Here is a 22,217-nt window from a genome sequence, read left to right as displayed (position 1 = left end):
AAAGCATGGTTTTTAATTAAAATGAGTAACCTAATTGACTAAACGTCTAAGTTAGCAACTTTAAGAGCGTTATCTTCGATGAAGTTACGTCTAGGTTCTACGTGATCACCCATTAACGTATTGAATAACTGGTCAGCAGCAATTGCGTCTTCAATGGTAACTTTAAGCATTCTACGTGTTTCTGGATCCATTGTAGTTTCCCACAATTGATCAGGGTTCATCTCACCTAACCCTTTATAACGTTGAATGTATTGGCCACGTTTAGATTCAGCCATTAGCCATGTTAATGCCTCTTCAAACGATTTAACTGGCTTAACTTTTTCACCACGTTTAACGAATCCACCTTCCTCGATAAGGTCATTAATGGCTTCATTTAGTTTAATGATTTCAGCAAAACCTTTAGAGTTGGCAAACTCATAACCACAGTTATAAACCTTATCAATACCATGTTGTCTGATATTAAACTTAGGGTAGAAAATATGGCGCTCTACATCTTCAACAACCTCTGCTGAGTAAATAGAACCATTTCCATCTTGGCTTTCCAACAGCTCTAATATACTTGCAGTCCATGCATCAACGTGTTCTTTATTTTTGAAATCGTCTGCATGAATAACTTTACCGTAAACCATCTTACTTAAAATATCTTCAGGTACATGATGTGAGATACGCTTAATCGTCGCCATAGTATTACGATACTGCTTAACTAACGACTCAAGTGCAACATCAGATATAGCTGGGGCTGATTCATTAACGTGTATTTCTGCACCTTCTAAAGCTAATGTCGTTAAGTACTCGGTTAATGCTTCATCATCTTTAATGTATCTTTCTTGCTTACCTTTTTTCACTTTATATAACGGTGGTTGAGCAATATAAATATGGCCACGTTCCATTATTTCAGGCATTTGTCTGTAGAAGAAAGTAAGTAATAAGGTACGAATGTGTGAACCATCAACATCAGCATCGGTCATGATAATGATCGAGTGATATCTCAATTTATCAGGATCATATTCATCTCGACCTATTCCCGTGCCTAAGGCCGTAATCAAAGTACCTACTTCTGCTGAGGCTATCATTTTATCAAAACGTGCTTTCTCAACGTTTAAAATTTTACCTTTTAAAGGTAAGATAGCTTGGTTTTTACGATTTCTACCTTGCTTAGCTGAACCACCCGCAGAGTCACCCTCCACAATATATAGTTCAGATAATGCTGGGTCTTTTTCCTGACAATCTGCAAGTTTGCCAGGTAAACCCGCAATATCTAACGCGCCTTTACGACGGGTCATTTCTCGAGCTTTACGAGCAGCTTCCCTAGCACGAGCAGCATCAACTATTTTCATGATTACTGTTCTAGCTGTACCTGGATTTTCTAGAAGATAATCGCTAAGTTTTTCACCCATAGCTTGCTCTACAGCGGTTTTAACTTCTGAAGAAACAAGTTTATCTTTCGTTTGAGAAGAAAATTTAGGGTCTGGTACTTTTACAGAAATAACAGCTGTTAAACCTTCACGGGCATCATCGCCAGATGGATTAGTTTCACCTTTTTTGGTTTTGTTCAAACCTTCTTTAACCATATAAGTGTTTATTGTTCTGGTTAACGCTGCTCTAAAACCACTTAAGTGAGTACCACCATCACGCTGTGGAATGTTATTAGTGAAACAATGAATACTCTCTTGGAAGCCATCGTTCCACTGCATTGCTACTTCAACAACAATGCCGTCTTCGCGCGCAAGATCGAAATAGAATATTTCTTCATTAACAGGTGTTTTATTTGTATTTAAATAGTTAACAAACGCTTGAATACCACCTTCGTAAAAAAAGTGCTCTTCTTTACCTTCTTCACGTTCATCCGTTAAACGAATAGATACACCAGAGTTAAGGAAAGAAAGCTCTCTGATACGTTTCACCAAAATGTCGTAGTGAAACTCAATATCTGAAAACGTATCAGCACTTGGCCAGAATCTCACTTCGGTTCCAGTTTGATCACTGTCACCAACAACAGCAAGAGGAGCTTGAGGCTCACCTAAATGATATTCTTGCTCATGTAACTTTCCAGCGCGACGAATAGTTAACTTTAGTTTATCACTTAAAGCATTAACAACTGATATACCTACACCATGTAGACCACCAGATACTTTGTAACCTGAATCTTCACCACCAAACTTACCACCAGCGTGTAACACTGTCATGATAACTTCTGCAGCAGATACACCTTCTTCTGGATGAATATCTGTAGGAATACCTCGACCGTCATCTCGAACAGAAACTGAACCATCAAGATGAATTGTCACCACGATATCAGTACAGTGACCAGCCAAAGCTTCATCTATGGAATTATCCAATACTTCAAACACCATGTGGTGTAAGCCTGTACCGTCATCGGTATCACCGATGTACATGCCAGGACGTTTTCTTACAGCATCAAGACCTTTCAGTACTTTGATACTATCTGAGCCATATTCGTTTTCTACACTCATAGCTTTAGCCTACTCACTTTTTATAGATATTTTGCCATGTTCCACGTGGAACATTTTAAATTCGTTATTATTGTTAGGTATCAAAGGATGTAACGCTTGCAGTTCAATTGCAGTTATAAACGTTTGACAATCTACCTTTGTTAGAGCCACGGACATCGCTTTTCGCGAAGTTTCGTCAAGCTCAGCTCCTATATCATCAATTAATAAAATTGGTTTTACTCGATTAACTTGCTCGATTAATTTTGTTTGAGCAAAAGTTAACGCCAGTAAAAACAACTTTTGTTGCCCTCTCGACAGTTTGTTTTCGATGGCTACTCCACCGATCAAAAAACGTATATCGAACTTCTGAGCACCAAATAATGAAAAGCCTCGTTCACGTTCTTTTTCGATATTTTGTGCCAATACTTCTGATAGCTCTTTTTTGCTATTCCAACCTTGCTGATATTGAACGGTTATATCTTCAGTAACATCAGGAAGCAAAATAGCTAACCATGAGTTTACCTCAATTTTAAGATTATCCACATAGCTTTTTCGTATTGACGCGATAGCTTCAGATAACCGACAAAACTCTTCAGTCCAATACGCTAATTGCTGATCAACTATTTTACGTTTTAAGCAAGCGTTTCTCTGTTTTAATGTTTTGCTGAATACCTTCCATAACTCAGAAAAGTTATGTTCCACGTGAAACATTCCTAAATCGACAAATTTTCGTCTCTCTTTAGGACCACCAAAAAACATCTTAAAGCTTTCTGGCGTAACAATTTGAACAACAATATTCTTTGCTAATTCTGACATCTTGTTTTGAGAAACGCCGTCAATTTTAATCACGTTGTTTCCCAATAAACTGAATTCTATACCTAACCTTGTTTTATTACTGGTATAAACGCTGACAACAAATTTATCAGCGCCGTTAACAATAAGATTACTAACGTTAGATGTTCGGAACGACTTTCCATGTGCAATATAAAATAGAGCCTCAAGAAAACTACTTTTGCCGGAACCATTATCCCCCACCAAAAAATTCAAATTGGTATGAAATAATGTTTTTTCGCTCGCGAGATTTCTAAACTGGGAGGTCGTTAAATCAACAACACTCATTACAGTCGCATTGGCATAACAACATAAAGCGCTTCGTTAGATTCTCCACCTTCTATAACAACACTGCTGTTAGCATCAGCTAAGGTAAATTTAACGCCAGTATCACGAATAGCATTTAATACATCAAGCACGTAGTTTACGTTAAAACCGATCTCGACCTCTTCATACGGAAAGTCGATTTCAATAATTTCTTCTGCCTGTTCTTGCTCTGGATTATTCGCGGTAATTTTTAATTCCGAAGGTGAAAAATTTAATCTAACCCCTTTAAACTTTTCATTAGATAAAATTGAAGCCCTAGAAAGTACTTGCTTTAACTCACCTTTATCTGCATTAAGGATCTTGTCACCATTTCTAGGTAATACTCTGCGATAATCTGGAAAACGGCCATCAACCAATTTACTGGTAAATGAATATTCGGTATCGATTATACGAATGTGGTTTGAGCCTAAAAACACTTGTACGTCTTCTTCAACAGGATCAAGTAATCGAATAATTTCTAATATCCCTTTTCTAGGAACTATAACTTGTCGATTTGGTAGCTGAAGATTTTCTAACGCTATTTTACAAATAGCTAAACGGTGTCCATCTGTGGCAACAGAACGAATTTCATTTCCTTCAGTTTCAATAGACATACCATTAAGGTAATAACGTACATCTTGGTTTGCCATAGAAAAGTGAGTACTTTCAATTAAACGTAACAACTGTGATTTACAAAGCTTAAACTCAACATCACCTTTCCACTCTTCTATATTAGGAAAATCCGTTGCTGGTAAAGTAGATAATGAATAGCGACTACGTCCAGATGAGATAATAACGTTGTCTTCTTGTGCTTCGAAAGAGATAGATGCACCGTCAGGTAAGCTTTTACATATGTCTAATAGTTTTCGTGCAGGTACGGTAAGCTTCCCATCTTGACCATGATTATCAATTTCAGCGTAGGCAACCATTTCAAGTTCTAAATCCGTTGCCGTCAAAGTAAGTGATTGCCCACTTACATCAAGTAAAATATTACCCAAGATAGGTAAAGTACTTTTACGTTCAACAGCGCCAGACACTAATAACAATGGCTTTAACAATAACTCTCTATTTAATGAAAATTTCATTCTTTACCTACTCTTTTTATACCTTATTATTAGGATGAAAGGGTTCTAGTTAAATTAGAATAATCTTCCTTAATATCATGCGACTCTTCCCTAAGTTCTTTTACCTTTCTACAGGCATGCAAAACTGTCGTATGATCCTTACCACCAAACGCATCACCTATTTCAGGTAAACTATGATTAGTTAAATCCTTCGATAGCGCCATGGCAATTTGTCTCGGTCTCGCTACCGATCTATTTCTACGTTTAGATAATAAATCAGCAACTTTAATTTTATAATATTCAGCGACCGTTTTTTGAATGTTATCGATAGTAACTAACTTATCCTGTAGTGCAAGTAAATCTCTCAGTGCTTCTTTAACAAAATCGATATTTATTGCTCTACCGGTAAAATTAGCATTTGCAATAACTCTGTTTAAAGCCCCTTCTAATTCACGTACGTTAGAACGTAATCGTTTAGCGATAAAAAACGCGACTTCATCAGCTAAGTTAACATGACTTTCTTGCGCCTTTCTTTTTAGGATCGCTACGCGAGTTTCTAGCTCTGGTGGCTCGATAGCTATTGTTAGTCCCCAACCAAATCGAGACTTTAAACGATCCTCAACACCGTCAATTTCTTTTGGGTATCGATCACTAGTCAAAATTATTTGTTGGTTGCCTTCAAGTAACGCATTAAATGTATGAAAAAACTCTTCTTGCGTTCGTTCTTTGTTGGCAAAAAATTGAATATCATCTATCAATAAAGCATCAACTGAACGGTAGTATTGTTTAAATTTTTCTATAGCGTTGTTTTGTAACGCTCTTACCATATCTTGTACAAAACGCTCTGAATGCATGTAAGCAATCTTTGCATCAGGCTTATTTAATAAAATTCCATTACCAACAGCATGTAATAAGTGGGTTTTACCAAGGCCTGTACCGCCATATATAAACAGCGGGTTGTATGCAGTTCCTGGGTTATCAGCTACTTGTGATGCAGCAGCTCTTGCTAGTTGGTTGGACTTACCTTCTACGAAGTTATCGAAAGTATAATTAACTCTAACATTGGATTTTTTAGGTAGGTTTGCCTCTGGGATCCCTTCGTTATCAACCTTCACACCTTTATTTTCGTTTGCAACAACTGTTTGTGTTGTAGGTGTAATAGTTGGCTGCTTTGGCATAACACCAACATCAAATCGTAATAATGGCGGATTGTTACTTTCTTCTAGAGCAACTAACTCATTGATTCTATTAACATACTTATCCCGTACCCAATCCAAAACAAAACGGTTTGGTGCATATAAGGTCATTACGTTATTTTCTACAACACATTGTAGAGGACGAATCCACATACTAAATTGCTGTGCTGGCAACTCTTCTTGTAAGATGGAAAGGCATCGTTGCCACAAAGTATGATCCAAGGAAAAACTCCTAGTTTTTAATTCCTCTCGATATTCAGAATCGGCGAGTCAATTTTCAGTTATTTTTATAGAGTAAGCCGCCATTATCTCTCTACTTATCCACAACATCAATATTGACTTTTCAATTAAAATAATTTTGTGCAAATTAGTTATGAAATTTCAACGCTAAGTAAGTATTTTTGCTATATATATTGAATTAATGCTAAAAAACTTTCGATAGACTTAATCGCTCTTAATACAAGAATATTCACAGAATGTTCCATGAAAACTTCAGATCATAAGATCAAATTGTGGATAGCTTCCGATCACAGAGGATCAATTTAGATCTTTATAAAATTGAACGTATAATAAACGTTGACAACGGCGAATAGAAAACTTAGAATTCTGCCTCTTTTTTTGACCAAGTGTGCTCAATCGGCGGTTTGCCAGGGCAACAACAACCGACGGATAGCGTAATGAAAAGAACATTTCAACCTAGCGTATTAAAGCGTAAGCGTAACCACGGATTCCGTGCTCGTATGGCTACTAAAAACGGTCGTGCTGTATTAGCTCGTCGTCGTGCTAAAGGCCGTGCACGCCTTAGCGCTTAATTTCTTAGTTAACTTTTAATTAAGAGATAGGTAACCAATATGGTTACTAACGAATTCACTCGGGAGTCAAGATTATTGACTCCCAGTCAATTCCAATCTGTATTTTCTAATCCTTCCAGATTTGGCTCTAGCCACTTTACTATTCTAATCACGCAAAGTAACGACGATAACAATCGTTTAGGTTTAGCTATTGCTAAAAAACGTGTCAAACTTGCTGTGCAAAGAAACAGAATAAAACGCCTCGTTCGAGAAAGTTTCCGCTTGAATCAGCACCAATTACCCCATATAGAAATGGTAGTGATGGTGAAATCAGGTATTGATGAGCTGGACAACCAGCAAATTAACAAGCAACTAGAAAAAATATGGCGAAAAATAATTCAACGCCACAAAAAGTAGCTGTTTTATTCATCAAAGCTTACCAGCGCTGGCTTAGCCCACTGTTAGGAAACAATTGTCGCTTTAATCCAACCTGCTCTTTTTATGCTATTGAAGCAATTAATCGCTTTGGAGTCGTAAAAGGTAGTTGGTTAGCAGGCAAACGTATACTAAAATGCCACCCACTAAACGCGGGAGGCGATGATCCCGTGCCACCAGTAAAGAAAGAGAAATAACACACTATGGAATCTCAACGCAGTTTTTTGTTTATTGCGCTAATGGTTGTCAGTTTTCTGTTATACCAGCAATGGGAGCTAGATAACGCTCCGGTAAAAACGTCAACCACACCAATAACACAAGTTGATGGACAAGTTACACAAGCAAACGATGGTGACTTTGTACCAGCGCCAAGCACTAGTACAGCACCTGCAGTCGCTAAAACAGTTTCAACAGCGAAACAAGTAGAGATCACAACAGATGTATTGAAAGTAAAAATCAATACTCAAGGTGGTGACATAGTAGAAGCGACTTTACTTGACTATGAAACAGAACAAGGCAGCAATCAACCTTTCACCATCATGCGTAATGATAACTTCCGCTACATTGCACAAAGTGGCTTAACTGGCGCACAAGGTATTGATCGCATCGTTAAAGGCAGACCAATCTATGAAGTGTCAGCGACAAACTACCAGTTAACCGGCGAGCAGCCTTTAGTTGTTTCATTAACATATTCAGCAGAGAATAACTTAGTCGTTACAAAAAACTTCACCTTTACTGCAGGTAGTTACCAAGTAGCTGTCGATTATGTTATTCAAAATAACAGTGATACCGCTGCAAGCGTTGAGTTATACGCACAACTCAGACAATCAGCTACTGTAGATAAAACAAGTGCTTTAATTCCTACATACCGCGGTGCAGCTTATTCAACACAGGAAGAGCTTTACGAAAAATATGATTTTGAAGATATCGCAGATGCAAACTTAAATGTTTCTACCCAAGGTGGCTGGGTTGCAATGCTTCAACATTACTTTGTCTCAGCATGGGTACCAGAGCAAGAACAAGTAAACCAACTTTATACTAATTATTCATCAAATAACGAAGCTGTTATTGGTTTTAAAGCTCCTGCGGTTATTATCGAACCCGGCCAACAAGCAACAACTTCAGCGCAGTTTTATGTTGGCCCTAAAGTTCAAGAAACCCTTGAAAATATCGCTGAAGGATTAGAGCTAACGGTAGATTTTGGCTTCTTATTTATGATCAGCCAACCACTACACTGGTTACTGTTACAAATTCAAGCATTAGTGGTTAACTGGGGTGTAGCTATCATCATCATCACAGTACTAGTGAAAGTGTTAATGTATCCATTGACGAAAGCCCAATATACTTCAATGGCTAAGATGCGTGATTTACAACCGAAAATGACGCAATTAAAAGAACGTTACGGCGACGACAGACAAAAAATGTCTCAAGCCATGATGGAGCTTTACCGTAAAGAAAAAGTAAACCCAGCTGGTGGTTGTTTACCATTGCTAATTCAAATGCCTATTTTCTTAGCACTTTACTGGGTATTCTTAGAAAGTGTTGAACTTAGACACGCAACATTTGGCCTTTGGTTAACCGACTTGTCATCAAAAGACCCATACTACATCTTACCTATTTTGATGGGTATCAGTATGTTTGTAATGCAGAAAATGCAACCGATGACCATACAAGACCCAATGCAGCAGAAGATCATGCAATATATGCCGGTTGCATTTACTGTGTTCTTCTTCTTCTTCCCTTCTGGCTTAGTATTGTACTGGTTGGTCAGTAACATCATTTCAATTATTCAAATGAAAATGATATTTTCCGCCATGGAAAAACAAAAGAATAAATAGAAATAGCGGCCTAAGGGCCGCTTTTTTTTACCTTCTCAAATCGAATACGTTTATAATATCGCCACTTATTATCAAGTGTTGTATTTACCATGACGCCTTCTATATCAAATAAAGAAACAATAGCTGCACAAGCCACACCACCTGGTCGCGGTGGTGTAGGTATCATCCGCGTTTCAGGCCCTGCAGCAAAAGACGTTGCCGAAAAAGTATTGGGAAAATGCCCAGAAATAAGAAAAGCCGAATATCTCCCTTTTTACGATCAAAACCAACAAATCATCGATCAAGGTATAGCTCTTTATTTCAAAGGCCCTAACTCTTTCACCGGTGAAGACGTTCTTGAACTGCAAGGGCACGGCGGTCCTGTCATTCTCGATATGTTATTAACAAATATCGTAGCTCAGCCAAATGTTAGAATGGCAAAGCCAGGCGAGTTCAGTGAACAGGCGTTCTTAAACGATAAACTTGATTTAACACAAGCAGAAGCCATTGCTGACTTGATCAATGCAACTTCAGAACAAGCGGCTCGAAGTGCTCTGCACTCGCTACAAGGTGACTTTTCTAAATTGATCCACAAAATAGTCGACGAAACTATTCATCTAAGAATGTATGTTGAAGCAGCAATTGATTTTCCTGAAGAAGAGATCGATTTTCTCGCTGACGAGAAAGTGACAAACAATTTAAAAGCAATCATTGAGCAAGTTGAACAAGTACAAGATAAAGCTCAACAAGGTAGCATTCTGCGCGAAGGCATGCGCGTGGTAATAGCAGGCAGACCAAATGCTGGAAAGTCGAGTCTACTTAATGCGCTGAGCGGTAAAGAGAGCGCTATTGTAACTGACATAGCGGGAACGACTCGAGATGTACTATCAGAGCAAATCCATATCGACGGAATGCCATTACACATTATCGACACAGCAGGCTTAAGAGACGCGACAGATCAAGTAGAACAAATAGGTATTGAACGAGCTTGGCAAGAAATAAACCAAGCAGATCGAGTATTACTGATGGTTGACGCCGGTAATCAAGAACAAGATCCTAGAGCATTTTGGCCAGAGTTTTTTCAACAGTTGCCTGATAATATAGGGCTCACTATTGTTAAAAACAAAGCAGATATCGCCGATATCCCACCTGCAATAGATCAAACAAGCGAATTCCCAACGGTAACCTTATCAGCAAAAACACAACAAGGAATAGAGCTATTAACAAGCCATCTAAAAGACATCATGGGCTATCAAGGCAGTACAGAAGGTGGGTTTATGGCAAGACGACGACACCTTGCCGCGCTGTATAATGCTCATCAACACCTTATTACAGGCTTAGAACAATTAGAAGCTTATGTTGCTGGCGAAATTCTGGCGGAAGAGCTTAGATTGTGTCAAGAACAGCTAAATCATATTACAGGTGAGTTTACAAACGACGATCTGCTTGGTCAGATCTTTTCTTCATTTTGTATTGGTAAATAAAGGATCAACGATGTCATCAATTCAAATAATCGTCGGCAGTATGTTGGGTGGAAGTGAATATATTGCAGAAGCATGTCAACAAACTTTAGAAGCTAATGACCACGAAGTTACACTACATTTTCAACCAGTTTTAACTGAAATACCGCATGAAAATCAAATTTGGTTAGTCTGTACCTCTACTCATGGTGCAGGAGACTATCCAGATAATATCCAACCTTTTGTAGATCAATTAACAGCTTCAGATCTAGATCTTTCAACAACCCAACATTTTGTGATCGGTTTAGGTGACTCAAGTTATGATACATTTTGCTATGCAGCAAAAAACATAAATAACTTATTAATATCAAAAGGTTGTAAACAAACAATAGAATTAAAAACGTTTGATGTACAAGACGATATGGATCCAGAAGATGAATCACAACTATGGATCGAGAAACATTTAGATCAATTATAAAGATGTTATAACTTATTTATCCACATTTTCCATATGATAAAAACCATAATGTGGATAAATAAAAAATAAAAGCTGTATTACCCTTTATTTTCCAGTTTATAAAATTATTAAACAAACCACCTGTGGATAAACAAGCCATTTGATCAAAGCATTTCAAACGTTAGATCAAAGTTTGATCACAACAAGTGATCTTAAGTATTTATATGTTTTATATAGATAAAATTGAGTTATCAACAGAAAACGTAAATACTAATAAAGATCAATAATAAGATCTTTAAATAGATCTTTATATTTAAAGTGTGATCCTGTGCGATCTTTTTTACTAAAATGATCATTCCCCTCAAGTACAAAACACGCTAAAATATGCGCCCTTTTTAAATTGGTTTAGCTAAGGTCAAGAGTGTTATGTGGTATCAAGATTTATATGATGTCATTGTTGTTGGTGGTGGTCATGCTGGAACTGAAGCAGCATTAGCCTCAGCGAGAATGGGCGCTAAAACATTATTATTAACGCATAACATTGATACGCTAGGTCAAATGTCTTGTAATCCAGCCATAGGTGGTATTGGTAAAGGTCACCTAGTAAAAGAAATTGACGCGCTAGGTGGATTAATGGCTACAGCCATTGATCATGCAGCGATCCAATTTAGAACATTAAACGCCAGTAAAGGCCCAGCTGTTAGAGCTACTCGTGCTCAAGCAGACCGCGTTTTGTATAGAAATTTTGTTCGTAATTTCCTAGAAAACCAAGAAAACTTAACGATTTTCCAACAGCCGTGTGATGATCTTATTTTAGAAAACGATCAAGTTGTTGGTGTTTCTACCCAAATGGGGTTGAAGTTTAAGGGCAAAGCGGTTGTATTGACGGTTGGTACATTCCTCGCAGGGCAGATCCATATTGGTTTAAACAATTACCAAGGTGGTCGAGCAGGTGATCCCGCTAGTGTAAACTTAGCTGCTAAACTGCGTGATATGCCATTTAGAATGGATCGTTTAAAAACAGGTACGCCTCCACGTTTAGATGCGAGAACACTTGATTTCTCAGTGATGGAAGAGCAACCTGGTGATGATCCTAGACCTGTATTTTCATTTATGGGATCTCGTGACGATCATCCTAAGCAAATCTCTTGTTACATTACCCATACTAACAACAAAACCCACGATGTTATTCGATCTGGACTAGATCGCTCTCCGATGTATACGGGAGTTATTGAAGGTGTTGGTCCTAGATACTGCCCTTCAATCGAAGATAAAATTATGCGATTTGCCGACAAAGAAACACATCAGATCTTTGTTGAACCTGAAGGCTTAACTACACACGAAGTATACCCAAATGGTATTTCTACGAGTTTGCCGTTTGACGTACAAATGGAATTAGTTCGATCTATCCGTGGTTTTGAAAATGCCCATATCACTAGACCTGGTTATGCAATTGAATATGACTTTTTCGACCCACGCGATCTTAAACAAACCTTAGAAAGTAAATTTATTACTAATCTTTATTTTGCCGGTCAAATCAATGGTACAACAGGTTATGAAGAAGCGGGTGCTCAAGGATTGTTAGCTGCAACTAACGCTGCCGCGAGAGTTCTTGGTAAAGAAGAGTTAATCCTTGGCCGTGATCAAGCGTACATGGGCGTGCTTGTTGATGATCTTGCTACGTTGGGCACAAAAGAACCATACCGTATGTTTACATCGCGTGCAGAATATCGCTTATTACTGCGCGAAGATAACGCAGATATCCGTTTAACTGAAACAGGTCGTAAACTTGGTTTAGTTGATGATCTTCGTTGGGCTCGATTTAATGAAAAAATGGAAAATATCGAGCTTGAGCGTCAGCGCTTAAAAACAACTTGGATCCAAAAAGATCACCAAGCAACAGCAGAGATCAACAAGTTAGTGAAGAATCCTATAAGCAGGGAAAATAGTTTAGAAGATTTACTTCGTCGTCCTGAAGTTCGTTACGATGACTTAATGAGCATTGAAGGTTTAGGTGAGCCACTTGCTGATAAACAAGCCTCTGAACAAGTAGAAATCCAAATAAAATATGCTGGATATATTGATCGTCAGCTAGACGATATCGCCAAAAAGAAACGTCATGAAGATACTTTGATCCCTGTAGATTTTGATTATGGCCAAATATCTGGCTTATCGAATGAAGTCGTGGCAAAGCTATCGGATGCAAAACCTGAAACCATTGGTAAAGCCTCTCGAATTTCAGGGATCACTCCTGCGGCAATTTCCCTGTTACTTGTTTATTTGAAAAAACACGGCTTGTTACGTAAATCTGCTTAATTTAAGGAAAATTCATGTCTTTACATCACGAGTTAGTTTCACTTGTTAGTGAAACTAACCTTGAAGTGTCTGACCTTCAAATATCACAACTTGTTGAATACGTTGAATTATTAAACAAGTGGAACAAAGCATATAACTTAACATCTGTTCGAAATCCTAGTGATATGTTAATCAAACATATTTTGGATAGTTTAGTTGTTGGCCCTGTGCTTAAAGGTGAAACCTTTATTGATGTTGGCACTGGACCGGGCTTACCCGGTATCCCACTTGCGATTTTATATCCTGAGAAACAATTTGTGTTACTCGATAGTTTAGGAAAGCGAGTGACCTTTTTGAAACAAGTTGTATTTCAGCTAAAACTTGCTAATGTATCCCCTGTGTTATCTCGAGTTGAAGAACATCAGCCGGAACACTTATATGATGGCGTGTTAAGTCGTGCTTTTGCTTCACTGTTGGATATGATCGAGTGGTGTGAACACTTGATTGAACCAGGCAAAGGGCGATTTTTTGCCTTAAAAGGACAAATTCCTCAAGAGGAATTAACGCAGTTACCAGAAAATGTTATATTAGAAAAATGTCACCAAATCGTTGTTCCACGCCTAGACGGTGAAAGACATCTGATTGAATTGAAAAAAGTCTAACAATAACAATATTATTGAGGTTTCAGTGGGAAAAATTATCGCTATAGCTAACCAAAAAGGTGGTGTTGGAAAAACAACAACAGCCGTCAACTTGGCAGCTTCCCTCGCGGCGACAAAACGCCAAGTATTATTGATTGATTTGGATCCTCAGGGTAACGCTACCATGGGGAGTGGTATCGATAAGTATGACGTTCATGCAACCTGCTATGAATTATTGGTCGAAGAAAAACCATTTGAAGATGTGGTCTGTAAAGATACTTCAGGTATTTATCATTTAATCGCTGCTAATACCGATGTAACTGCTGCTGAGATCAAGTTGATGGAATTTTTTGCTCGTGAACAACGATTGAAAAATGCATTGGCTCCTATCAGAGCTAATTACGATTACATTATTATTGACTGCCCACCATCATTAAACATGCTAACGGTTAATGCCATGACCGCGGCCGATTCGGTATTGGTACCTATGCAATGCGAATATTATGCATTAGAAGGGCTAACAGCATTGATGGATACCATTTCGCAATTGCAAGCTGTTGTTAACGGCGATCTAGCCATCGAAGGTATTCTTCGTACTATGTATGATCCTAGAAATCGTTTAGCGAACGATGTTTCTGAGCAGTTAAAGCGCCACTTTGGTGATAAAGTTTATCGAACGGTCATTCCAAGAAACGTTAGATTGGCAGAGGCACCTAGTTTTGGTGCACCCGTAATGTATTATGATAAATCATCTACTGGCGCTAAAGCTTATTTAGCGCTCGCTGGTGAAATGTTAAGAAAAAAAGAACCTGTTAAGCACGCAAGCTAGTCGTGAATTTTTGCAAGGAAAACTATGAGTCCTTCTAAACGTAGAGGCTTAGGTCGTGGCCTTGATGCCCTTTTGACCAATGCACCAAGAAAAAATAAAGAATCTACTGAAGAGAGTGTTGAAAGTGTAGTTGAGTCTTCAAATACAAACGACAACGAATTACGTAAGCTCCCTATAGAACAGCTTCAACCGGGTAAATATCAACCACGTAAAGATATGTCTCCTGACGCCCTAGAAGAGCTTAGCCAGTCAATTAAAGCACAGGGTATCATTCAACCAATTGTTGTCCGTACCATTGCAAAAGATCAATATGAGATCATCGCTGGTGAACGCCGTTGGCGTGCTGCTCAATTAGTTAGCGTCGATATCATTCCTTGTTTAGTTAAAGACGTAGCTGATGAAGCTGCCGTTGCAATGGCACTGATCGAAAACATTCAGCGTGAAGATCTCAATGCGATGGAAGAAGCGATTGCATTGGACCGCCTGTTAACTGAATTTGAATTAACACATCAAGAAGTTGCTGACGCAGTTGGCAAATCTCGTACGACAGTAACAAATTTATTACGTCTAAATAACTTAAATGATGAAGTAAAAACCTTACTTGAACATGGCGATATCGAAATGGGCCATGCTAGAGCTTTATTAGCTCTTGAAGGAGATCTTCAAACTACAACGGCAAGGACTGTTGTTGCCAAAGAGTTAACTGTACGTGAAACCGAAGCGTTAATAAAAAAAGTACAAGAGCCACCTGTTGAAAAAGTGGTAAATGAAAAAGACACCAATACCCTATCTCTTGAGCAAAATCTTTCTGAAAAGTTAGGCTCTCAAGTGACCATTTCTCATAACAAAAAAGGTAAAGGTAAGTTAGTTATATCCTATAGTGATTTAGAAGAACTTGATGGCATAGTGTCACATTTTGGTTCGTTTTAATCTTTCGTTTGAGTAATTATTCGATTAACGGCGATCAAACGCGCAAATAGAGGGCAACTAATGCCCTCTTTTGTTGCAAATATGGTGTAATTAAGTATACTTGCGCAGACTTTTTCTGAGTTCAAAAAACAGCTTGGAAAGTGTACAAGATTTACGAAAAAATTCGTTTAAGGAACCGCGTGTTTAACCGGCAACAAAATGCATTGACTAAGACTGGTCGCAAACTAGCTTTGATGCAAATTTTAATCATGATTGCCACGGTTCTGTTTTGTACCACAGTCGTTTATTTAGTTTGGGGTGGCGAATATGCAACATCAGCTTTAGCTGGTGGCTGTGTGGCAGTCATCCCTAATTGTGTGTTTGCCTATAAAGCGTTTCGTTTTGCAGGAGCACGCGCGTCACAACAAGTAATGAAATCATTCTATAGTGGCGCAAAATTAAAACTGGGATTAACAGCGGTTCTTTTTGCACTAGCCTTCAAGTTTTTAGTGATATTACCGGCACCCTTTTTTGGAATTTATAGTTTGGCAGTGGTAAGTGCACTGCTGACACCAATGTTTTTGAAATATTAAAATTTAAACTTTAATCATTAGGACAATAATATGGCTTCAAGTGCTGAAATTACCAGCCAAGAATATATTAGCCACCATTTAACTAATGCGAAAATGTGTATGGCCGACGGCGGCGTAGCATTTAATTATGCTTGTGCGGATGCTGGTTTTTGGACACTACACATTGATACATTAGGATGGTCAGTATTCTTAGGTATGGTGTTCTTATATATCTTCCGTTCTGTGGCGAAAAAAGCTCAAGCAGGTGTTCCTGGTAAGCTTCAATGTGCAATTGAAATGGTCGTTGAATTTGTTAACGACAGCGTTAAAAGCTCATTTCACGGAAACAATCCTGTTATAGCGCCTTTAGCTTTAACCATCTTTGTATGGGTATTGTTAATGAACGCGATGGACTGGGTACCGGTTGACTTGATCCCTACATTAGCGGGTCTAATTGGTATTAACTACATCAAGTCAGTTCCTACTACTGACATCAATATGACGTTAGCGTTGGCGCTTGGTGTGTTCTGGTTAATTATTTACTACTCCATCAAGGTGAAAGGTGTTGGCGGCTTCATTAAAGAACTTAGTGTTCAGCCGTTCGGTCACTGGACGCTTTACCCTGTAAACTTCGTACTTGAAGTAGTTACTTTACTTGCACGTCCGCTTTCATTAGCACTACGTCTATTTGGTAACTTGTATGCAGGTGAGTTGATTTTCATCTTGATCGCAACAATGGGCGTTTGGCAAATCTTTGGTCCGCATTTCTTATGGGCTGCGTTCCACTTGCTAGTTATCCCATTACAGGCATTTATTTTTATGACGCTAACGATAGTTTACTTGAGCTTAGCGCACGAAGATCACTAGTCTCTTGGTGATTATAGGACGAGGCTAGTTCAGCCAAGAGACTGTGGGCAGGAAGCCCCAAAAAAATAAATTTAATTTTTTAACTTTTAATTTTACTTAAATAATCGGAGATAAAAATGGAAAACTTAGGTTTACTATATGTAGCAGCTGCGTTACTTATCGGCTTAGGTGCATTAGGTACAGCGATCGGTTTCGGTCTATTAGGTGGTAAATTCTTAGAATCTGCTGCTCGTCAACCAGAACTAGCACCTCAGTTACAAGTTAAAATGTTCATCGTAGCTGGTCTAATCGATGCGATCGCAATCATCGGTGTTGCAATGGGTCTTTACATCCTATTCGTTAAAATTGGCTAATTAAATTTTATAAGTCTTTTTATTAACGTAATTAAATAGGAGGTACACAAATGAACGTAAATGTCACTTTTATCAGTGAAATGATCGCATTTGTCGTATTCGTTCTTTTCTGTATGAAGTTTGTATGGCCACCACTAATTGGTGCTATCGAAGCTCGTCAGAAAACTATTGCAGACGGCTTAGCCGCTTCTGACCGTGCAGCTAAAGACCTTGCGTTAGCGCAAGAGAAAGCAACGGCACAATTAAAAGAAGCTAAAGCGCAAGCAGCAGAAATCGTTGAAGCTGCTAAAAAGCGTGAAGCACAATTAATTGAAGAAGCTGCAGAAAAAGCACAAGCGGAAAAAGACAAGATCTTAGCCGCTGGTCATGCAGAAATTGAGTCTGAACGCAACCGTGCAAAAGAAGAGTTACGCAAACAAGTAGCTGTTCTTGCTGTAGCAGGTGCCGAGAAAATTCTTGAGCGTTCAATTGATGCCGCTGCTCATAGCGACATCTTAGATAAACTTGTAGCTGAACTTTAAGAGGGTATAGGGCATGTCTGAATTGACAACTATCGCTCGTCCCTATGCTAAAGCAGCGTTCGAATATGCTGTGGAAGCTGGTGCGGTAGACGCTTGGCAGGAAATGTTAGTGTTTGCAGCGGAAGTTTCAAAAAATGAAACGATCACCAGCTTTTTATCAGGTGGTGCGTCTGTTGAACAAGCACAAGACTTGTTCATCAAAGTTTGTGACGAACAACTGAACACACACGGTCAAAACTTTATCAAAGTAATGGCTGAAAACGAACGTTTGTTGGTGCTACCACACGTGGTGACAGAATTCACTTTATTAAAAGCTGAATACGATAAAGAAATCACTGTGGACGTTACGTCTGCTGTTGAATTAACAGCTGACCAACAAGCAAATATTAGTGCCGCGCTTGAAAAGCGCTTGGCTCGAAAAGTAAAGCTCAATTGTGTTGTAGATGCTAGCGTGGTTTCTGGCTTAGTAATTAAAGCTGGTGACATGGTAATAGATGGTTCAGTTAGAGGTAAACTGGATCGCTTAGCAACAACAATGCAATCTTAACGGGGAACAGAGCATGCAACTGAATTCCACTGAAATCGCTGAACTGATCAAAAATAGAATTGAGAAGTTTGACGTTGTCAGCGAAGCTCGTAACGAAGGTACTATCGTATCAGTAACTGACGGTATCATTCGCATCCACGGTCTTGCAGAAGTAATGCAAGGTGAGATGATCGAACTTCCTGGTAACCGCTATGCTATCGCGTTAAACCTTGACCGTGATTCGGTAGGTGCGGTAGTTATGGGTCCATATGCGGACCTAGCTGAAGGCGTAAAAGTTAAAGGTACTGGCCGTATTTTGGAAGTACCAGTAGGTCGCGGCCTTTTAGGTCGTGTAGTAAACACTCTTGGTGAGCCAATCGACGGTAAAGGTCCGATTGACAATGACGGCTTCTCTCCAGTAGAAGTTGTAGCACCGGGTGTTATCGATCGTAAATCAGTTGACCAACCAGTTCAAACTGGTATCAAGTCAATTGATGCTATGATTCCAATCGGTCGTGGTCAACGTGAGCTTATCATTGGTGACCGTCAGATCGGTAAATCTGCTATTGCATTAGATGCGATTATCAACCAGAAAAACACTGGTATTAAATCTATCTATGTAGCGATTGGTCAAAAAGCTTCAACTGTAGCTAACGTAGTACGTAGCCTTGAAGAGCACGGTGCATTAAGCAACACTATCGTTGTGGTAGCATCTGCTTCTGAAGCGGCAGCACTTCAATACCTAGCACCATACTCAGGTTGTGCTATGGGTGAATACTTCCGTGATCGCGGTGAAGATGCGTTAATCGTATACGATGATCTTTCTAAGCAAGCGGTAGCATATCGTCAAATTTCATTGCTATTACGTCGTCCACCAGGACGTGAAGCATACCCAGGTGACGTATTCTATCTTCACTCACGCTTACTTGAGCGTGCAGCACGTGTAAGTGAAGAGTACGTTGAGCGTTTCACTAACGGTGAAGTTAAGGGCCAAACTGGTTCATTAACAGCATTACCTATTATTGAAACGCAAGCGGGTGATGTATCAGCATTCGTACCGACCAACGTAATTTCAATTACTGATGGTCAAATCTTCCTTGAGACAGATTTATTTAACTCAGGTATTCGTCCTGCAGTTAACGCTGGTCTTTCGGTATCTCGTGTTGGTGGTGCAGCACAAACTAAGATCATCAAGAAACTTGGTGGTGGTATTCGTCTAGCACTAGCACAATATCGTGAACTAGCGGCATTCGCTCAGTTTGCTTCTGACTTAGATGACGCAACTCGTGAACAATTAGAGCACGGTCAACGCGTTACTGAATTAATGAAGCAGAAGCAATACAGCCCACTATCTGTAGCTGAAACAGCAGTATCTTTATTCGCTGCTGAAAAAGGTTACTTAAATGACGTAGAATTAGCGAAAATCGGTGATTTCGAAGCCGCTCTTCACAGCTACGTAAATAGTGAGCAAGCTGAGTTGATGGCTACGATCAATGAAAGCGGTAACTACGATAAAGACATCGAAGCAGGTTTAGCGAAAGCACTTGATACATTCAAGTCTACGCAAACTTGGTAATTAGTTAACCTTTTCGGAGAGAATAGTCATGTCCGGCGCTAAAGAGATAAAATCGAAGATTGGAAGCGTACAAAATACGCAGAAAATCACCAGCGCAATGGAAATGGTAGCAGCCAGTAAAATGCGCCGCGCGCAAGATGCTATGGCTGCATCTCGTCCATACGCTGAAAATATGCGAAATGTGATCGGTCACATCGCGCTTGGTAACCTTGAGTATCGCCATCCATATTTGGAAGAGCGTGAAATCAAGCGTGTAGGCTATATCGTTGTCTCTACCGACCGTGGACTATGTGGTGGCTTAAACATTAACTTGTTTAAGTCAGTGTTAGCTGACGCTGCAAAGCGTCAGTCAGAAGGTGCTGAAGTTGAGTTTGCTGTAGTGGGTTCTAAAGCTACTGCATTCTTTAACAATATGGGCGCTAACGTAACGGCACAAGTTTCAGGTTTAGGTGATAACCCATCAGTAACTGACCTAGTAGGTTCAGTTCGCGTGATGTTAGATGCCTATGACAACGGCGAAATCGACAGATTGTTCGTGGTTTATAACAAGTTTGTTAATACCATGACGCAAAAGCCGACAATCGATCAACTTTTACCTTTGCCTAAGTCAGACGATGACGCAATTCAACATCGTTGGGACTACTTATACGAACCAGATGCTCAAGTACTACTTGATCAATTATTAGTTCGTTACATTGAGTCTCAAGTGTACCAGGGCGTGGTTGAAAACCTCGCATGTGAGCAAGCTGCTCGAATGATTGCGATGAAGGCTGCAACAGATAATGCAGGCGACTTAATCGACAGTCTGAAATTGGTATACAACAAAGCTCGTCAAGCAAGCATCACTCAAGAATTAAGTGAGATTGTTGCTGGTGCGGCAGCGGTGTAGGCAAAGATTAATTTAAAGAGGAATAAACATGAGTGCAGGTAAAGTCGTCCAAATCATTGGCGCAGTTGTGGATGTAGAATTCCCACAAAATGCTGTACCTCAGGTATATGACGCATTAAAAGTTACTGAAGGTAACTTAGAAGGCCTAACTTTAGAAGTTCAACAACAACTAGGTGGTGGTGTTGTACGTACTATCGCTATGGGTTCTTCTGACGGTTTGCGTCGTGGTCTGAATGTAGAAAACAGTGGTAACCCAATCCAAGTTCCTGTTGGTACTGAGACTTTAGGTCGTATCATGAACGTTTTGGGTGAACCAATTGATGAAGCTGGTCCTGTTGGCGAACAAGAGCGTTGGTCTATCCACCGTGAAGCGCCTTCATATGAAGAGCAAGCGGCATCAAATGAATTATTAGAAACTGGTATCAAAGTAATCGACTTAGTATGTCCATTCGCTAAGGGTGGTAAAGTTGGTCTATTCGGTGGTGCTGGTGTTGGTAAAACCGTTAACATGATGGAACTTATCCGTAACATCGCGATCGAGCACAGTGGTTACTCTGTATTCGCTGGTGTTGGTGAGCGTACTCGTGAGGGTAACGATTTCTATCATGAAATGAACGATTCAAACGTACTTGATAAAGTAGCGCTTGTTTACGGTCAGATGAACGAGCCACCGGGCAACCGTTTACGTGTTGCGATGACCGGTCTTACTATCGCTGAGAAATTCCGTGACGAAGGTCGTGACGTTCTTTTCTTCGTAGATAACATCTACCGTTACACGCTAGCTGGTACTGAGGTATCTGCACTTCTAGGTCGTATGCCTTCTGCGGTAGGTTACCAACCTACTCTTGCTGAAGAAATGGGTATCCTTCAAGAGCGTATTACGTCAACGAAGAAAGGTTCAATTACGTCAATTCAAGCGGTATATGTACCTGCGGATGACTTAACTGACCCATCTCCAGCAACAACGTTTGCTCACTTAGATGCAACAGTTGTACTTTCACGTTCAATTGCAGAATTAGGTATCTACCCTGCAATCGATCCACTAGATTCAACTTCACGTCAGCTTGACCCACTAGTTGTTGGTTCTGAGCATTATGAAGTTGCTCGTGGTGTACAATCAGTACTTCAACGTTATAAAGAACTTAAAGATATCATCGCTATCTTAGGTATGGATGAATTATCTGAAGAAGATAAACAAACAGTATCTCGCGCTCGTAAGATCCAACGTTTCTTATCTCAACCGTTCTTCGTTGCTGAAGTATTTACAGGTTCTCCTGGTAAGTATGTATCTCTTAAAGACACAATTTCTGGCTTTAAAGGTATCCTTGCTGGTGAATACGATGAACTACCAGAACAAGCGTTCTACATGGTTGGTTCAATCGAAGAAGCTGTAGAAAAAGCAAAAGGCATGTAATTAGGGCTGGTGATC

The 22,217-nt window shown here is 39.5% G+C and carries 22 protein-coding genes; 18 read left to right on the top strand and 4 right to left on the bottom strand.

Features of this window, described 5'->3' with window-relative positions:
• Nucleotides 1–38 precede the first annotated feature (38 nt).
• Genes gyrB through dnaA form a run of 4 tightly spaced genes read right to left on the bottom strand, consistent with a single transcriptional unit; the run spans nt 39 to nt 6,003 of the window.
• Complete coding sequence (gene gyrB / locus IE199_RS09025) at nt 39–2,474, bottom strand: DNA topoisomerase (ATP-hydrolyzing) subunit B (protein WP_189769392.1); 2,436 nt, start codon at nt 2,472–2,474, stop codon at nt 39–41.
• A gap of 9 nt (nt 2,475–2,483) precedes the next feature.
• The gene (gene recF, locus IE199_RS09020; protein ID WP_189769390.1) at nt 2,484–3,572 is read right to left on the bottom strand and encodes a DNA replication/repair protein RecF; all 1,089 of its coding nucleotides are present in this window, start codon (nt 3,570–3,572) and stop codon (nt 2,484–2,486) included.
• Nucleotides 3,572–4,675, bottom strand: coding sequence for a DNA polymerase III subunit beta (dnaN, locus tag IE199_RS09015; RefSeq protein ID WP_189769388.1), 1,104 nt, complete (start codon nt 4,673–4,675; stop codon nt 3,572–3,574). The genes recF and dnaN overlap by 1 nt, the downstream gene beginning before the upstream one ends.
• A 29-nt stretch (nt 4,676–4,704) precedes the next feature.
• Nucleotides 4,705–6,003: a chromosomal replication initiator protein DnaA gene (gene dnaA, locus IE199_RS09010; RefSeq protein ID WP_373304786.1), complete on the bottom strand. Its 1,299-nt coding sequence runs from the start codon at nt 6,001–6,003 to the stop codon at nt 4,705–4,707.
• Between the two features lie 524 nt (nt 6,004–6,527).
• On the opposite strand from dnaA, the gene rpmH reads away from it, so the two are divergent.
• The 18 genes from rpmH to atpD all read left to right on the top strand — a co-directional run bounded on the left by rpmH (nt 6,528) and on the right by atpD (nt 22,202).
• Entirely contained in the window at nt 6,528–6,662 is a 135-nt protein-coding gene (gene rpmH / locus IE199_RS09005; protein WP_074496262.1) for a 50S ribosomal protein L34, read from the top strand.
• 39 nt (nt 6,663–6,701) lie between these two features.
• Nucleotides 6,702–7,058: a ribonuclease P protein component gene (gene rnpA / locus IE199_RS09000; protein WP_189769384.1), complete on the top strand. Its 357-nt coding sequence runs from the start codon at nt 6,702–6,704 to the stop codon at nt 7,056–7,058.
• The gene (gene yidD, locus IE199_RS08995) at nt 7,025–7,273 is read left to right on the top strand and encodes a membrane protein insertion efficiency factor YidD (RefSeq protein WP_189769381.1); all 249 of its coding nucleotides are present in this window, start codon (nt 7,025–7,027) and stop codon (nt 7,271–7,273) included. Before rnpA ends, yidD begins: the two co-directional genes overlap by 34 nt.
• A gap of 6 nt (nt 7,274–7,279) precedes the next feature.
• Complete coding sequence (gene yidC, locus IE199_RS08990; protein WP_189769379.1) at nt 7,280–8,914, top strand: membrane protein insertase YidC; 1,635 nt, start codon at nt 7,280–7,282, stop codon at nt 8,912–8,914.
• A gap of 89 nt (nt 8,915–9,003) precedes the next feature.
• Nucleotides 9,004–10,377, top strand: coding sequence for a tRNA uridine-5-carboxymethylaminomethyl(34) synthesis GTPase MnmE (mnmE, locus tag IE199_RS08985; protein ID WP_189769377.1), 1,374 nt, complete (start codon nt 9,004–9,006; stop codon nt 10,375–10,377).
• 10 nt (nt 10,378–10,387) lie between these two features.
• Nucleotides 10,388–10,831: an FMN-binding protein MioC gene (gene mioC / locus IE199_RS08980; protein ID WP_189769375.1), complete on the top strand. Its 444-nt coding sequence runs from the start codon at nt 10,388–10,390 to the stop codon at nt 10,829–10,831.
• Between the two features lie 405 nt (nt 10,832–11,236).
• Nucleotides 11,237–13,126: a tRNA uridine-5-carboxymethylaminomethyl(34) synthesis enzyme MnmG gene (gene mnmG, locus IE199_RS08975; protein WP_189769372.1), complete on the top strand. Its 1,890-nt coding sequence runs from the start codon at nt 11,237–11,239 to the stop codon at nt 13,124–13,126.
• A gap of 14 nt (nt 13,127–13,140) precedes the next feature.
• The gene (rsmG, locus tag IE199_RS08970) at nt 13,141–13,767 is read left to right on the top strand and encodes a 16S rRNA (guanine(527)-N(7))-methyltransferase RsmG (protein WP_189769371.1); all 627 of its coding nucleotides are present in this window, start codon (nt 13,141–13,143) and stop codon (nt 13,765–13,767) included.
• 25 nt (nt 13,768–13,792) lie between these two features.
• On the top strand, nt 13,793–14,575 hold the full coding sequence (locus IE199_RS08965; RefSeq protein WP_189769369.1) for a ParA family protein: 783 nt from the start codon (nt 13,793–13,795) through the stop codon (nt 14,573–14,575).
• Nucleotides 14,576–14,599: 24 nt separating this feature from the next.
• Nucleotides 14,600–15,505: a ParB/RepB/Spo0J family partition protein gene (locus IE199_RS08960; protein ID WP_189769367.1), complete on the top strand. Its 906-nt coding sequence runs from the start codon at nt 14,600–14,602 to the stop codon at nt 15,503–15,505.
• Between the two features lie 179 nt (nt 15,506–15,684).
• On the top strand, nt 15,685–16,077 hold the full coding sequence (locus IE199_RS08955) for an ATP synthase subunit I (protein ID WP_229854619.1): 393 nt from the start codon (nt 15,685–15,687) through the stop codon (nt 16,075–16,077).
• A 30-nt stretch (nt 16,078–16,107) separates the two neighbouring features.
• The gene (gene atpB, locus IE199_RS08950; protein ID WP_189769365.1) at nt 16,108–16,923 is read left to right on the top strand and encodes a F0F1 ATP synthase subunit A; all 816 of its coding nucleotides are present in this window, start codon (nt 16,108–16,110) and stop codon (nt 16,921–16,923) included.
• Between the two features lie 116 nt (nt 16,924–17,039).
• Nucleotides 17,040–17,276: a F0F1 ATP synthase subunit C gene (gene atpE, locus IE199_RS08945; RefSeq protein ID WP_074496250.1), complete on the top strand. Its 237-nt coding sequence runs from the start codon at nt 17,040–17,042 to the stop codon at nt 17,274–17,276.
• Nucleotides 17,277–17,326: 50 nt separating this feature from the next.
• A complete protein-coding gene (gene atpF / locus IE199_RS08940) occupies nt 17,327–17,797 on the top strand; it encodes a F0F1 ATP synthase subunit B (RefSeq protein WP_189769363.1) in 471 nt (156 codons plus the stop codon).
• Nucleotides 17,798–17,810: 13 nt separating this feature from the next.
• Complete coding sequence (atpH, locus tag IE199_RS08935; RefSeq protein ID WP_189769362.1) at nt 17,811–18,344, top strand: F0F1 ATP synthase subunit delta; 534 nt, start codon at nt 17,811–17,813, stop codon at nt 18,342–18,344.
• 13 nt (nt 18,345–18,357) lie between these two features.
• The gene (gene atpA / locus IE199_RS08930; RefSeq protein WP_189769360.1) at nt 18,358–19,899 is read left to right on the top strand and encodes a F0F1 ATP synthase subunit alpha; all 1,542 of its coding nucleotides are present in this window, start codon (nt 18,358–18,360) and stop codon (nt 19,897–19,899) included.
• 28 nt (nt 19,900–19,927) lie between these two features.
• The gene (gene atpG / locus IE199_RS08925) at nt 19,928–20,788 is read left to right on the top strand and encodes a F0F1 ATP synthase subunit gamma (RefSeq protein ID WP_189769358.1); all 861 of its coding nucleotides are present in this window, start codon (nt 19,928–19,930) and stop codon (nt 20,786–20,788) included.
• A gap of 28 nt (nt 20,789–20,816) precedes the next feature.
• Complete coding sequence (gene atpD / locus IE199_RS08920) at nt 20,817–22,202, top strand: F0F1 ATP synthase subunit beta (protein ID WP_189769356.1); 1,386 nt, start codon at nt 20,817–20,819, stop codon at nt 22,200–22,202.
• Nucleotides 22,203–22,217: the final 15 nt, after the last annotated feature.

Origin of the sequence: Thalassotalea marina, assembly GCF_014656435.1 — a bacterium.
GTDB lineage: Bacteria > Pseudomonadota > Gammaproteobacteria > Enterobacterales > Alteromonadaceae > Thalassotalea_C > Thalassotalea_C marina.
The sequence above is the reverse complement of the archived record's forward strand: the minus strand, read 5'-3'. Positions and strand labels throughout refer to the sequence as shown.